This window comes from Buttiauxella sp. B2 (assembly GCF_006376615.1).
GTDB lineage: Bacteria > Pseudomonadota > Gammaproteobacteria > Enterobacterales > Enterobacteriaceae > Buttiauxella.
Genome location: NZ_VEXQ01000011.1, coordinates 118,028 through 131,375, shown reverse-complemented (window position 1 = coordinate 131,375; position 13,348 = coordinate 118,028). Strand labels below are relative to the sequence as shown.

At 49.9% G+C, this 13,348-nt stretch carries 14 protein-coding genes; 6 read left to right on the top strand and 8 right to left on the bottom strand.

Going from position 1 to position 13,348, the window contains the following annotated elements:
• The first annotated feature begins 39 nt into the window (after positions 1-39).
• Positions 40-492: a 50S ribosomal protein L9 gene (gene rplI, locus FH968_RS14030; RefSeq protein ID WP_139880445.1), complete on the top strand. Its 453-nt coding sequence runs from the start codon at positions 40-42 to the stop codon at positions 490-492.
• 121 nt (positions 493-613) lie between these two features.
• On the opposite strand, the gene FH968_RS14025 is transcribed toward rplI, so the two are convergent.
• The gene (locus FH968_RS14025; RefSeq protein WP_139880444.1) at positions 614-1,219 is read right to left on the bottom strand and encodes a LysM-like peptidoglycan-binding domain-containing protein; all 606 of its coding nucleotides are present in this window, start codon (positions 1,217-1,219) and stop codon (positions 614-616) included.
• Between the two features lie 238 nt (positions 1,220-1,457).
• On the opposite strand from FH968_RS14025, the gene fklB reads away from it, so the two are divergent.
• Complete coding sequence (fklB, locus tag FH968_RS14020; protein ID WP_139880443.1) at positions 1,458-2,078, top strand: FKBP-type peptidyl-prolyl cis-trans isomerase; 621 nt, start codon at positions 1,458-1,460, stop codon at positions 2,076-2,078.
• A 296-nt stretch (positions 2,079-2,374) separates the two neighbouring features.
• Positions 2,375-3,787 carry a D-serine/D-alanine/glycine transporter gene (gene cycA / locus FH968_RS14015; RefSeq protein WP_139880442.1) on the top strand — a complete coding sequence of 471 codons (1,413 nt, stop codon included), beginning with the start codon at positions 2,375-2,377 and terminating at the stop codon, positions 3,785-3,787.
• Positions 3,788-3,824: 37 nt separating this feature from the next.
• Here the strand turns inward: cycA and ytfE are convergent, their stop codons facing one another.
• From ytfE to FH968_RS13995, 4 genes are all read right to left on the bottom strand, one after another.
• Positions 3,825-4,487, bottom strand: coding sequence for an iron-sulfur cluster repair protein YtfE (gene ytfE, locus FH968_RS14010; RefSeq protein ID WP_139880441.1), 663 nt, complete (start codon positions 4,485-4,487; stop codon positions 3,825-3,827).
• A gap of 83 nt (positions 4,488-4,570) precedes the next feature.
• The gene (locus FH968_RS14005; protein ID WP_139880440.1) at positions 4,571-5,545 is read right to left on the bottom strand and encodes a DMT family transporter; all 975 of its coding nucleotides are present in this window, start codon (positions 5,543-5,545) and stop codon (positions 4,571-4,573) included.
• A gap of 77 nt (positions 5,546-5,622) precedes the next feature.
• Complete coding sequence (locus FH968_RS14000; RefSeq protein WP_139880439.1) at positions 5,623-6,447, bottom strand: AraC family transcriptional regulator; 825 nt, start codon at positions 6,445-6,447, stop codon at positions 5,623-5,625.
• 65 nt (positions 6,448-6,512) lie between these two features.
• Positions 6,513-7,361 (bottom strand): SDR family oxidoreductase, encoded by an 849-nt coding sequence (locus tag FH968_RS13995; RefSeq protein ID WP_139880438.1) that lies wholly within the window; start codon positions 7,359-7,361, stop codon positions 6,513-6,515.
• A 90-nt stretch (positions 7,362-7,451) separates the two neighbouring features.
• Between FH968_RS13995 and FH968_RS13990 the strand changes: the two genes are divergently transcribed.
• Complete coding sequence (locus FH968_RS13990) at positions 7,452-7,847, top strand: helix-turn-helix domain-containing protein (RefSeq protein ID WP_139880437.1); 396 nt, start codon at positions 7,452-7,454, stop codon at positions 7,845-7,847.
• A gap of 4 nt (positions 7,848-7,851) precedes the next feature.
• Here FH968_RS13990 and FH968_RS13985 read toward each other — a convergent pair whose 3' ends face one another.
• Positions 7,852-9,783 carry a bifunctional 2',3'-cyclic-nucleotide 2'-phosphodiesterase/3'-nucleotidase gene (locus tag FH968_RS13985; protein WP_139880436.1) on the bottom strand — a complete coding sequence of 644 codons (1,932 nt, stop codon included), beginning with the start codon at positions 9,781-9,783 and terminating at the stop codon, positions 7,852-7,854.
• A 219-nt stretch (positions 9,784-10,002) separates the two neighbouring features.
• On the opposite strand from FH968_RS13985, the gene cysQ reads away from it, so the two are divergent.
• Entirely contained in the window at positions 10,003-10,743 is a 741-nt protein-coding gene (cysQ, locus tag FH968_RS13980; protein WP_139880435.1) for a 3'(2'),5'-bisphosphate nucleotidase CysQ, read from the top strand.
• On the opposite strand, the gene FH968_RS13975 is transcribed toward cysQ, so the two are convergent.
• On the bottom strand, positions 10,733-11,290 hold the full coding sequence (locus FH968_RS13975; RefSeq protein WP_139880434.1) for a YtfJ family protein: 558 nt from the start codon (positions 11,288-11,290) through the stop codon (positions 10,733-10,735). The genes cysQ and FH968_RS13975 overlap by 11 nt on opposite strands.
• Positions 11,291-11,618: 328 nt before the next feature.
• On the opposite strand from FH968_RS13975, the gene FH968_RS13970 reads away from it, so the two are divergent.
• Entirely contained in the window at positions 11,619-11,825 is a 207-nt protein-coding gene (locus FH968_RS13970) for a DUF1107 domain-containing protein (protein ID WP_121266826.1), read from the top strand.
• 65 nt (positions 11,826-11,890) lie between these two features.
• Here FH968_RS13970 and FH968_RS13965 read toward each other — a convergent pair whose 3' ends face one another.
• On the bottom strand, positions 11,891-13,228 hold the full coding sequence (locus FH968_RS13965) for a hemolysin family protein (protein WP_139880433.1): 1,338 nt from the start codon (positions 13,226-13,228) through the stop codon (positions 11,891-11,893).
• Positions 13,229-13,348 lie beyond the last annotated feature (120 nt).

The following is a 13,348-nucleotide window of genomic DNA, read 5'->3' as shown; positions in this document are numbered from 1 at the left end:
TCGGCCACTGTCCATTAACGACTTTGAGAGGATAAGGTAATGCAAGTTATTCTGCTTGATAAAGTAGCAAACCTGGGTAGCCTGGGTGATCAGGTTAACGTTAAAGCGGGTTATGCTCGTAACTTCCTGGTACCACAGGGTAAAGCTGTTCCTGCTACCAAGAAAAACGTTGAATTCTTCGAAGCACGCCGTGCAGAACTGGAAGCTAAATTAGCTGACGTTCTGGCTGCTGCTGAAGCTCGCGCTGCGAAGATCAACGCACTCGAAACTGTTACTATCGCGTCTAAAGCTGGCGACGAAGGTAAACTGTTCGGTTCCATCGGTACTCGCGACATTGCTGACGCTGTAACTGCAGCTGGCGTTGAAGTGACTAAGAGCGAAGTTCGTTTACCGAACGGCGTTCTGCGTACCGCTGGTGAGCACGAAGTGGACTTCCAGGTTCACAGCGAAGTATTCGCTAAACTGACTGTAAACGTTGTTGCTGAAGCGTAATTTACGCTGATGTAGATACGTTAAAACGCCGGCCTCGTGCCGGCGTTTTGCATTTAACCGCCATACTTCAAACCGCCAACGTTCCTGCAACTCAAATTATGTAGAGTAAATCGAAATATAATTAACGAGCACGAATAAAGCTGCCATCAGGCTGACGTGTAAACAGCACTTGCTGGTCGTTACCAATGTCAATTGTCAGCCCCGTCACCACTCCATTCGCATTCTGACGAACTTGCACCATTTGCCCGGTTTGCAAAGTGCTCAGCGGCTTGTTACTGCCTTCTACTTGCGCCATCGAATAGACATCTGCTGGTGGTAAATTATGATCGCGGAAAAGCTGCGCCATGGTTTGTCCGGACTCAACACGGTACGAACGCCATTGCTGCTGAATATCGTTATTAGGTTGCGTAACAGGGGATTGAGTATCTGCTTGCGGTTGTTCTACCACGCGGGAAGGCTCTACGGGAGCCGCTGGGACCGTGTCAGTAGGTGGATTTACCAGCTTTGCATGTATCGGTGATTGTGACTCAATAGAAAGCTGTGCATCACGAGTCACCGGGCGGGTTGGCTCGTCAGCGGTCGGCCACAGGAAACCGATGGCAACGACAATTGCCGCAATAATAATGCCACGACGGTGCATGACCGGCAGTGGGTCCATCAGCCGGAAATGATCGGGTGCATGCCAAATCTTCGCAAGCCAAGGTTTAACAGCGAATCGCATTGGCAACCCTCCTCATTTTCACACAATGTGTTCTGTTCATTTACCCACCCCATTATAGAACGCTAACTGTTTGATGCATTGCACAATCCCAGTTTACGTGATGCTAAACCGTAATTTAACGCTCATTCAAACCATTGTTCCTGTTTCGTCTGCATTTGTCACCTTTGCCGCTTTTGCATTTTACCCAATTGGTTGACGCTGCTATGCTGCGGGCTTGCTTTTAAATACCATTAAAGGAAATCTCATGACGACCCCTTCTTTTGACAGCGTCGAAGCGCAAGCAAGTTACGGTATTGGTTTACAGGTAGGTCAACAACTGAGCGAATCTGGTCTGCAAGGTCTGCTGCCAGAAGCACTGGTTGCGGGTTTGCGTGATGCGCTGGAAGGGAATGCTCCGGCAGTTCCGGTTGATGTGGTTCATCGCGCACTGCGCGAAGTTCACGAACGTGCTGATGCTGTTCGCGAGGAACGCCAGAAAGAAATGGCTGTTGAAGGGCAGAAATACCTGCAAGAAAACAGCAACAAAGAAGGCGTGAGCAGCACCGAGTCTGGTCTGCAATTCCGCGTTCTGACTCAAGGCACTGGTCCAATCCCGGCGCGTAAAGATCACGTTCGCGTGCACTACACCGGCAAGCTGGTTGACGGCACCGTGTTCGACAGCTCCGTACAACGTGGCGAGCCAGCTGAATTCCCGGTAAGCGGTGTTATCGCTGGCTGGATTGAAGCACTGACTCTGATGCCAGTTGGCTCAAAGTGGGAACTGACTATCCCTCATAACCTGGCTTACGGTGAGCGTGGTGCTGGTGCGTCAATTCCTCCGTACAGCACTCTGGTTTTTGAAGTTGAACTGCTGGAAATTCTGTAAGCGTTCAAACGACCCCGCTTTGGCGGGGTTTTTATTTGGTCGTTAACAAATAAAGCGTGATTTTATCTGGTAAACACTCCCTTCCTGAGTTTTTGTGTGATGTTCCTCACTCTTTACCCGTGATTTTGTACTCAAAATAAACATTAAATTAACAATCTGATTTATTGTTAGTATTCATTCTGCCAATTCTTCCCTACTATCTTTGAGTTCCCCGGAACAACAACATCACATCCTCAATATTTTAATAAAGGCCAGTAGAGCCTGAACACAACAGACAGGCACAGGAAAAATACAACATGGTAGATCAGATAAAAGTTGCAGACGAGGCTGAGGCTCCGGCTGAACAATCGCTGCAGCGTAATTTAACCAACCGCCATATTCAACTTATTGCCATCGGTGGCGCCATCGGAACTGGCCTGTTCATGGGCTCTGGTAAAACGATTAGCCTCGCGGGGCCATCCATCATCTTCGTCTACATGATTATCGGCTTTATGCTGTTCTTCGTGATGCGAGCGATGGGCGAACTGCTGTTATCGAACCTCGAATACAAGTCATTCAGCGATTTTGCGGCGGATTTACTCGGCCCATGGGCCGGGTATTTTACCGGCTGGACATATTGGTTCTGCTGGGTAGTGACCGGTATGGCCGACGTAGTGGCGATATCCTCCTACGCACAATTCTGGTTCCCTGGCCTGTCAGATTGGGTGGCATCGATTGCCGTAATTGTGGTGCTATTGAGCCTGAACCTTGCCACGGTGAAAATGTTCGGTGAGATGGAGTTCTGGTTTGCGATGATCAAAATCGTCGCCATCGTCGGTTTGATTGTTATCGGACTGGTGATGATTCTGACGAATTTCCATTCACCATCTGGTGTTGAAGCCTCTCTCAACAACCTGTGGAACGATGGCGGGTGGTTCCCAAAAGGGCTTAGCGGTTTCTTCGCGGGCTTCCAGATAGCGGTGTTTGCATTCGTGGGTGTTGAGCTGGTGGGGACAACAGCTGCCGAAACCAAAGACCCGGAAAAATCTCTGCCGCGTGCAATCAACTCGATTCCTATCCGTATCATCATGTTCTATGTGTTCGCGCTGGTCGTGATTATGGCGGTAACGCCATGGCGTTCGGTTGTACCAGATAAGAGCCCGTTCGTTGAATTGTTTGTGCTGGTGGGCCTGCCTGCTGCGGCGAGTATCATCAATTTTGTGGTACTGACTTCGGCGGCTTCTTCGGCAAATAGCGGCGTGTTCTCGACTAGCCGTATGCTGTTTGGTCTGGCGCAAGACGGCGCTGCGCCAAAAGCTTTTGGAAAACTGTCTAAGAATGCGGTTCCGGCGAAGGGTTTGACCTTCTCCTGTATCTGCCTGCTGGGCGGCGTGGTGATGCTTTACGTTAATCCGGACGTGATTACAGCTTTCACCATGATCACTACTGTATCGGCGATTCTGTTCATGTTTGTCTGGACAATTATTTTGTGCTCGTACCTTGTGTACCGCAAACAGCGTCCAGAACTGCATGAAAAATCCATCTACAAAATGCCGCTCGGTAAACTGATGTGCTGGGTATGTATGGCGTTCTTCGTATTTGTGATTGTACTGCTGACGCTGGAGCAAGATACCCGCCAGGCGCTGATCGTGACGCCATTGTGGTTTGTGGTATTAGGTGTGTTCTGGGTCTTTGTCGGTAAGAAACGTATCGCGTCAATGCGTAAGTAATAGTTAACGCCCTCTCTCAGGGAGAGGGCGAAAACGGTTATTTCCCAGCTAACGCGCGTGGAAACAGCACGTTATTCTCAAGACTAATGTGATTCATCAAGTCATCAATCAACTCATTAATCCCGTTATACATCGCTTTCCATGTAGTGCAGGCTTCCGGCGGTGGCGTCACGTTATTAGTGGTGTGCTTGATAACTTCCAACAACTCACCTGCATCATCATGCTCGCTTTCCATCACGCTAATCGGGCCATTGGCCTGTGACCCCATTCCCTGCTTAATCATCGGGAACAGAATCTGCTCTTCTTTCATCATATGGCTGCTCAGCTCCTGATGCAGCATAGTCAGATACTTCGCCAGACCCTTAGGTACGTTAGGTTTATCGGCATGTACGCGCTCAACTTTTGTCGCCTGAAGGATCAATTCTGGTAGTTGTTCGCGGTGGCGGTCGTGATAGCGCACGATGATATGGTCGATGATCTCGGCCAGCGGTGCGGCACGCCACTCTTTCTCTATGGGCTCTTCAGCAAGTTTTGCCAGCTCTGCTTCAATGGTATCCAGATCCAAATCTTTACGCGTTGCAGCACGCTCAAGCGTCTGCTTTCCACCGCAGCAGAAATCGAGATCCAATTTACGGAACAGCGCAGATGCGCGTGGAATAGTTAAAGCCAGTTCACCTAAAGGTTGGTCGCGGAAAGCCATGAGCAAATACCTCGTTGTTGATAATATAAGATGCATATTAAATGCATCTTTAAGGCGGCGCTATGACTATTTCGAGGTAAAGGTTATTTCTCCGTCGTGATCACGACTTCAGTGAGTGTATTTTTCTGCGGTTTTGTTAACACGGCCATCACCACGCCGACGACCAGACAAACAATGCCCAATAATGTCAGCAACGGAGGCCAGCTGTGACGCAGTATGAAGGTGTACGCCAGCCCTGCGAGGGTTTCGAAGACAATCAATGGGCCGACGATAACGGTTGGTAAACGCTGGCTGGCAATGTTCCAACATAACGCGCCAAGCCAGGAACAAAACAGCGCAATGGCGAGCATCAGTGTCAGAAACACTTCAGGGCGCGGGCCAAATGGTAGAGTAAAATCGGTGTTGGTGCGTGACATCCATAGGCAGACGGCGATATATCCCAACAGTGAAAATGGCAAGATTGAAAGCCCTTGCGCAGTAGCCCACATTAGCGGATTTTTGTCCGGGTTTTCACGCAGCCAGCGAGCATTTCGCAGCGCATACCACGCCCAGCAAGCGACGGAAATAAATGCCAGCCCAATGCCGCTCACATAGCGCCACCAGCTAAATTCGAGCTCACCGCTGCGCAATTCTGCGGTATTCACCATCACTAGCCCCAACGCAATAATCACCAGCGCAGGTGCCAGACGGTGCCACGGTAGCTTGCCATCGCGTTTGCTATAAAGCAGGTTGGCGAATACGGGAATCACGACCGGAAGGGTGCCGATAATCATCGTTGAAATTGGTGCCCCGGTGCGTTGGATAGCACTGGCGAGGCAAACGTAATAAATGAGATTGCCAATGGTTGAAAGCTTGAGTGCGGTGAACCAATCCTCGCGACACAACTGGCGCAGACGTTGTCGTCCAAACCAGGCCAAAGGGAGTGCAATTAATCCCAGCGCCAGATAGCGCCCGGTGGACTGCATTGCTGCCGGATAATCAGGCACAATCAGTGGCCCAACGAAAATCAACCCCCACATCAACCCTGCGAGCAGAGCGTACAGCACGCCAGTTAGCATCTTTTTCTTCCACTTAACTCTTTGCGTAGAGTGTAGATGGAGTGCGGGGGGAAATATTGTATCAGCTTGCGGTATTGCTAGCGGGCAACCTGTTTCTGATAACGTACAGGCGTGATGCCATAACGTTGGGAAAAAGCGCGGGTCAGGTGGGCTTGATCGGTTAATCCACTCACTAGCGCGACTTGCACTGCGGGCATACCGTCGGTTAGAAACTGCTTGGCACGCCACAGGCGAATTGCCATCAGCATTTGGTGAGGGGTTACATGGAAATGTGCTTTGAACATCCGTTGAAAGTGATATGGACTTAGCGAAACGACGGCAGCAAGCTCATCAAGCGTCACCGGATGCATATAGTTGTCGTGCAGATAGTCCCGAATTTGCTCAAAACGATGCGCTGATCCTTGTGGCCTATAAGGCAAATGACGAGCGTAGGGGCGGAAAGTGTCGATGAGATTAAGCAGCAGTCCTTGCTGAGCCAGCGAATCGCTCTCGCGCCATAGCCCATTGATCAATTGCGAAATGCGGCCAGCACGTAGCGGATCGTGCTTGACCACCTCACTAAACGACCAGCTTCGCGAACCGGTAACTGTCTCGAGAATTTCTGGTTCGAGGTAAATCATGCGGTACTGCCAGCCGTCTTCAGTTGCTGCTTCCCCGGTATGCAGTTCATCGGGATTCATCAGTACCAGAGAATCTTGTGCCGCCACATGCTGGGCACCACGATAGCGAAAACGCTCCGCGCCCCTGGTTACCGTGCCAATGCCAAAGGCTTCGTGGGTGTGCGGCTCGAAGGCATAACGAGAGATATGGGCGTGATACAACTCGATGCCAGGCAATTGCGGCAAATGCCGAAACTGGGCGCTGTCTTTTTCATCGTTGAACTGTTCTGGAACACCTTGCAAGATATCACCTCCGTCAGGACATCCGTTGAGTATAGGGATGTCCATGTTTAACGGAAAGTTAACAATTACACCGCAGTGCGAAGGCTATCAACAAGCGTGGTGGTTGGGCGGCCAATCAGCTCACTTAACTGGCGGCGGTCATCAAATAAGCCACCTTTTGACGCACCGACATCGGAGTTTGCCAACAGTGCAGCCAGTCCTTCCGGCAGTCCTGCACCCAACAATGCCGCTTTAAAATCTGCTTCTGGTAGATGTTGATACACCACGGTTTTGCCGCTTTGTTTTGTCAGTTCAGCTGCCAGTTCTGCTAGCGTCCAACCGTTGTCGCCTGCCAGTTCATAAACTTTGCCAGCCTGGTTATCTTGCGTCATCACTTTTGCGGCGGCTGCTGCGTAATCGGCACGTGTTGCAGAAGCGATTTTTCCTTCGCCTGCACTACCAATAAACGCGCCGTGTTGCAGAGCTGGCGGTACGCTGGCGAGGTAGTTTTCGGTGTACCAGCCGTTGCGTAGCAACACAAATGGAATGCCTGATTGCTGGAGCATGTTCTCGGTGGCGACGTGTTCTTCAGCGAGACCTAGTGGGGAAGTATCTGCATGCAGCAGGCTGGTGTAGGCAATCAACTTCACACCCGCTTCCTTAGCCGCTTCAATGACATTGCGATGTTGAATCGCACGTTGTCCTACTTCGCTTGAGGAAATCAGCAGTAATTTTTCAACGCCTGTTAGAGCATGCACCAGTGCAGCTTTATCTTCATAACTGGCAGCGCGGACCTGAACCCCACGCTCAGCAAGCTGGCTCACTTTTGCAGGGTTACGCACAATGGCAACCAGTTGCAGGGCGGCAACGGTTTTCAGCAAGTCTTCAATAACGAGTTGGCCAAGTTGGCCAGAAGCGCCGGTAATAGCGATCATGGTAAATCTCCTGGGAGGTTCTGGTTAAGTTGTGTCACACTATCACCAGCACTAACTTTTAGTAAGTACGCACAAAAAGGTAAGTATGAAATGAGTGAAATTGAAACTCGTGTACCGTCGTTAACCGAGCAAATGCGTACCGGCAATTTGTTCGCCGAACAGTGTCCATCGCGGGATGTGCTAAAGCATGTCACCAGCAGATGGGGCGTGTTGATTTTGGTGGCATTACAGGGAGGGACGCATCGCTTCAGCGATTTGCGTCGCAAGATGGGCGGGGTGAGTGAAAAAATGCTCGCACAAACTCTGCAATGGCTCGAAGCCGACGGTTTTGTAAATCGGAAATCGTACCCGGTTGTGCCGCCGCATGTGGAGTACAGCCTGACGCCATTGGGTCATGAAGTGAGTGAAAAAGTCGCGGCGTTAGCCGATTGGGTTGAAGTGAATTTGCCGCAGGTAATGGCGTCCCGAAATGAACGGGACGCCTGAGATCTTACTTACTCAAATCAAGCTGATAAAGCGCAAAGCCAATTTCATCGCTGCCGACGTTTTTCATCGGATACTGGCCCTTATCTTTGATAAAGGCTGCGGCTTTTTCGCCCGGTGAAGTTTCAAAGCGAATATCTAACTTTTGGTTGCTGTGAATCGGAGCCAGGCGCCAGTTGTTATCGACGGCAGGGTGGATCTCTTTGCTCGCGGTAATCCAGTTCGCCAGCACTGAGCGGTTTTCATCTGGTGATGCGAACGCGATATGACTATCGCCAGTACCGGCAAACTTACCGCCGTAAGCACGATAGTTGTTGGTTGCTACCAGGAAGGTCGCGTTTGGATCGATTGGCTTACCTTTGAACGTCAGCTCTTTGATACGCTCGGCCTTCGGGTTCACCATCTGGCATTCGCCGTCGTAACGCGCAGGTTGTGACACATCAATCTGGTAATCCACGCCATCGATAACATCAAAGTTATAGGTGCGGAAACCATCCCAGTTAATCAGTGACTGCGGTTTCGTGCTGTTTACATCAATCTGATTAAACTGGCCTGCGGAACATTCCAGCCACTCTTTGACCTCTTTGCCCGTGGTTTTCACCACGACCAGCGTATTGGGATAAAGATACAAATCGGCGGCATTACGGAAGGTTAACTGGCCTTTTTCCACTTCCACAAAACTGGCCGGATCATTCTTACGTCCGCCAACCTTAAATGGCGCAGCGGCGGAAAGCACCGGCAGATTAGCCAGATCCGGATCACCCTGAATGTATTTTTCTACATACGCGGTCTGGGCGTTATTCACCACCTGCACGGTCGGGTCGTCCTGTACCAGTGCCAGATAGCTGTACATATTGTCGGATGACTTACCGATAGGCTTGCTGACAAACTCACGCGTCGCGTCATGGTCGTGCTTCAGCACTTTTACCAATTTGGCATCTTCGGACACCAAAGCTTTCTTCGCTACGCTGTCGTAAATTGGGCGCGCTTCGGCTTTGCTGCTTGTCACTTTCCAGGTGCCGCTATCGTTATTCAGCACTAAATCGACCACTCCAAGATGGTCGCCCCACATACCAGGCATGACCGCAGGGATCCCGTTTAGCGTGCCTTTCTCAAGATCTACGCCTTTGATATTGGCAAAATCTTTACCAGGGAAAACGGCGTGGGCGTGACCAAACAGAATGGCATCGACACCCGGAACTTCGCTGAGGTAATAAACCGAGTTTTCGGCCATAGCGTGATATGGGTCGCTGGAAAGGCCTGAGTGGGCGATAACCACCACTAAATCAGCGCCTTGTTTACGCATCTGCGGCACATAAAGACGGGCAGTTTCAGTAATATCTGCCACCGTGACTTTGCCTTCCAGATTGGTTTTATCCCACGTCATAATTTGCGGTGGAACAAAACCGATATATCCGATGCGCAACGTCTGCTCTTTGCCGTCTTTATCTTTGACGGCGGTTTCTTTAATCACGTAAGGCGTGAATAGTGGCTTATTGGTTTTAGCATCAATAACGTTGGCATTCACATAAGGGAATTTTGCGCCGGACAGCGCCATATGCAGGTAATCGAGTCCATAGTTAAACTCGTGATTACCCAGGTTGCCAACGGCATAATCCAGGGTATTGAGTGCCTTATAAACTGGGTGGATATCGCCTTTTTTCAGCCCCTTTGCCGCCATGTAATCGCCAAGTGGGCTACCCTGAATCAGGTCTCCATTATCCACCAGTACGCTGTTTACTGTCTCACCACGAGCGGCATTGATTAAGCTTGCCGTACGCACCAGTCCGAATTTCTCTGTTGGTGTGTCTTTGTAATAATCGAAATCCATCATATTACTGTGGAGATCGGTGGTTTCCAGGATACGCAGGTCAACGGTTGCCGCATGAACGCTGGAAGCAACCAGCATGGCAACAAGCGTTGCGCTAAACTTAATCATGATTAAAGGTCCTTTTTCGAGGTAGGCCACAAAAGATTATGTATATAAACGTTGTTGCTTACAAAAATGTGAAGTGTGCCAGAAATGGGGTTTGGTAAACCGGAATCGCTTCACAGATAGCGCAACCAGGCGCTTTGCGATATAAAAAACAACTCTCGCAAAACAATAAGTTAATTACGCGCAGGACAAGCAACACTGCGACACAACATGAGGTGGATAATGTTAGAGCAAATTTGCCAACTAGCCCGGGTGGCGGGAGCCGCCATTATGGACGTTTACCAGGGGGAGAAACCGCTGGAAGCGACGCAAAAATCAGATGACTCGCCGGTGACTGCGGCTGACATTGCGGCTCATACTATTATCCTGAAGGGGCTACAAACGCTCACGCCGGAAATTCCGGTGCTTTCAGAAGAAGATCCGCAGTCCTGGGAGACCCGCCAAAACTGGCAGCGCTATTGGCTGGTAGACCCGCTGGACGGCACTAAAGAGTTCCTCAAACGTAACGGGGAATTCACCGTTAATATCGCCCTTATCGAAAAAGGCAAAGCGGTGTTGGGCGTGGTGTACGCACCCGTGCTGAACGTGATGTACAGCGCGGCAGAAGGTAAAGCATGGAAAGAAGAAAATGGTGTACGCAACCAGATTCACGTACGCGATGCTCGCCCACCGCTGGTGGTGATTAGCCGTTCGCACAGCGATGATGAGCTGAAAGAGTATCTGCATCAGTTGGGTGAACACCAAACCACATCTATTGGCTCATCATTAAAATTTTGCCTGGTAGCAGAAGGGCAGGCGCAACTTTACCCGCGCTTTGGGCCAACGAATATCTGGGATACCGCAGCAGGCCATGCCGTTGCGGCAGCGGCAGGTGCGCATGTGCATGACTGGCAGGGTAAGCCTCTCGACTACACCCCGCGTGAATCATTCCTAAATCCAGGCTTCCGCGTTTCTATTTACTAAGCAGTTCTCGCAGCAGGCTGATGACCTGCTGCACTTCTTTCTGAGTGAGTGGGCCATCTTTTGCAAACTGCACGCGGCCTTCTTTATCCAGCACCACAATCGCTGAACTGCCGGTTTCCAACTGCCAGGACTTTTGTGCCACACCGTTGCTGTCGACGATAAATTGCGACCATGGATATTGTGTCTTGTTGCTCTCAAGACTGCTGCGCACAAACATTCCCGTGCCAATTATCGCGTCATCAGTATTCACGATAGTCGTCGTCTGGTAGCGGTCATGTGGGAATTTGGCGGCTTTAATCGCCTCAATCAGCCCGGCATTTTTCTCTTTTGCGCTGGTTCGACCGGCAATATGCTGCAGCACTCGCACTTTTCCCACCAACTGCCCACTATTCCAGTTTTTATAGCTAAACTTATCATTGTCGAGCATCAACTCACCTTTATCTGTAATACCAATAGGTGAGACCCGTTGATTATTCTCAAAATTATGGGCCGATGCCATGAGGGGTAACAGCAGCAAGGAAAGTGCGAGAGTTGAACGTAGGGACATGATGACTCCTTCTCATTTTATTGGCAGGTGATCCGACCACTTGTCGTGACGTTTTAAGCATATGTGCTGAATAGCTTTCTGTCCCGCAACAGCAATGCCAGTTTGCGGGTGACCGCACATATCCCTGTAATTTGAAGGCTTAAACTAAGATTTAGTTACATTTGAAAAGAATGTTCTGAGAAATTGTAATTAAACCGTAAATAAGATTGTGCAAACTAGGTGTCGGTTTGCATATGGACTATAGTTTCCAGGCACCAAATTTTTCGCCTCGTTTTGTCGGACCAAATGTGGAACCGCAGGGGCGTTAACACTGCAGGAGAGAAAAAGAATGAAAATTTTCCAACGGTACAACCCGCTTCAGGTGGCGAAGTACGTGAAAATCCTGTTCCGTGGACGGTTGTACATCAAGGACGTTGGCGCTTTTGAATTTGATAAGGGCAAAATTCTTATCCCAAAAGTGAAAGATAAGCAGCATCTATCTGTTATGTCTGAAGTAAACCGCCAGGTTCTGCGTATGCAGGCGGAAATGGCGTAAAGCCATTAGCGGAACCAAATAAAACGGCACCCATGGGTGCCGTTAGTGTTTCTGGTGTATGACGGTTACGCGGTGGTTTGCTCTTCAGAATCAGGCAGCTTTGGCGTCAGCGGTGTCGGTTTATTGTCGATACGCGTTACCAGCAACTGGTCGATTCTGTAGTTATCGATATCCACAACTTCGAACTTATACCCTGAGAATTTCACCGAATCGGTGCGTTTCGGGATTTTTCGCAGCATGAACATCATAAAGCCGCCGATGGTTTCGTAGTTGCCGGACTGCGGGAACTCGTCGATATCCAGCACGCGCATCACATCGTCAATCGGAGTGCCGCCTTCAACCAGCCAGGAGTTTTCATCACGAGCAACAATTTGCTCCTCCATTCCCTGGCCAACCAGGTCTCCCATCAGCGTGGTCATCACATCATTTAGCGTGATGATACCCACCACCAATGCATATTCGTTCATGATAACCGCAAAGTCTTCACCCGCAGTTTTGAAGCTTTCCAGCGCTTCGGAGAGCGTCAGCGTATCCGGCACAATCAACGTGTTACGCAGATGCACACCGCTGTTGAGCGCCATGCTTTGGTTGCCCAACACGCGGTTCAGCAGCTCTTTTGAATCAACGTAACCCACGATATGGTCGATATCACCATTACACACCAGGAATTTGGAATGGGGATGCTCGGCGATTTTGTTCTTCAGGCTCTGCTCGTCTTCGTGCAAATCAAACCAGATAACATTTTCACGTGATGTCATTGATGACGGCACGGTACGCGATTCCAGCTCAAACACGTTTTCAATCAGCTCATGTTCCTGTTTACGCAGCACACCAGCCAACGCACCGGCTTCAAATACGGCATACACGTCGTCGGACGTGATGTCATCGTTACGCACCATTGGCAGTTTGAAAATACGGAAAATCACGTTTGCCAGGCCGTTAAAGACCCACACCAGCGGGCGGAAGATAAACAGACAGAAGCGCATCGGGTTGATGATTCGCAAAGCAACCGTTTCAGGCGAAATCATACCGATGCGTTTCGGGGTGAGGTCTGCAAACAGAATGAACAGGCTGGTAACAAGGGTAAACGAAATAATGAAGCTCAGTTGGTCAGACATTTCTGGTGAGAAGAAACGCTCCAAAAGTACCTTAAAGGCCGGTGAAAATGCAGCATCGCCGACGATACCGCCGAGAATCGCCACTGCGTTCAGGCCAATCTGCACGACGGTAAAGAACATGCCAGGGCTTTCTTGCATTTTCAGTACGCGTTGCGCGTTAACGTTGCCCTCATCAGCGAGCAGCTTGAGTTTTATTTTACGGGACGCCGCCAGCGAGATCTCCGAAATTGAGAAGAACGCACTTATAGCAATAAGAAGAAGTATTAATAAAATACTGTTTAACATAGTTTTTTCAGCTAAAAGCCGAATCCTCGGAAGGGAAGTTGAATATCCATGGGTTAAAGCGTGTTGGCTGCTGGTCCGTGGAGGTTGGGCCAGCAATTTCAACGGGTAGTATAGCGTAAG

Coding starts and splice junctions, on each gene's coding strand:
- rplI (WP_139880445.1), top strand. CDS start 40: ATGCAAGTTATTCTGCTTGATAAAGTAGCAAACCTGGGTAGCCTGGGT.
- fklB (WP_139880443.1), top strand. CDS start 1,458: ATGACGACCCCTTCTTTTGACAGCGTCGAAGCGCAAGCAAGTTACGGT.
- cycA (WP_139880442.1), top strand. CDS start 2,375: ATGGTAGATCAGATAAAAGTTGCAGACGAGGCTGAGGCTCCGGCTGAA.
- ytfE (WP_139880441.1), bottom strand. CDS start 4,487: ATGGCTTTCCGCGACCAACCTTTAGGTGAACTGGCTTTAACTATTCCA.
- FH968_RS14005 (WP_139880440.1), bottom strand. CDS start 5,545: ATGCTAACTGGCGTGCTGTACGCTCTGCTCGCAGGGTTGATGTGGGGG.
- FH968_RS13995 (WP_139880438.1), bottom strand. CDS start 7,361: ATGATCGCTATTACCGGCGCTTCTGGCCAACTTGGCCAACTCGTTATT.
- FH968_RS13990 (WP_139880437.1), top strand. CDS start 7,452: ATGAGTGAAATTGAAACTCGTGTACCGTCGTTAACCGAGCAAATGCGT.
- FH968_RS13985 (WP_139880436.1), bottom strand. CDS start 9,783: ATGATTAAGTTTAGCGCAACGCTTGTTGCCATGCTGGTTGCTTCCAGC.
- cysQ (WP_139880435.1), top strand. CDS start 10,003: ATGTTAGAGCAAATTTGCCAACTAGCCCGGGTGGCGGGAGCCGCCATT.
- FH968_RS13975 (WP_139880434.1), bottom strand. CDS start 11,290: ATGTCCCTACGTTCAACTCTCGCACTTTCCTTGCTGCTGTTACCCCTC.
- FH968_RS13970 (WP_121266826.1), top strand. CDS start 11,619: ATGAAAATTTTCCAACGGTACAACCCGCTTCAGGTGGCGAAGTACGTG.
- FH968_RS13965 (WP_139880433.1), bottom strand. CDS start 13,228: ATGTTAAACAGTATTTTATTAATACTTCTTCTTATTGCTATAAGTGCG.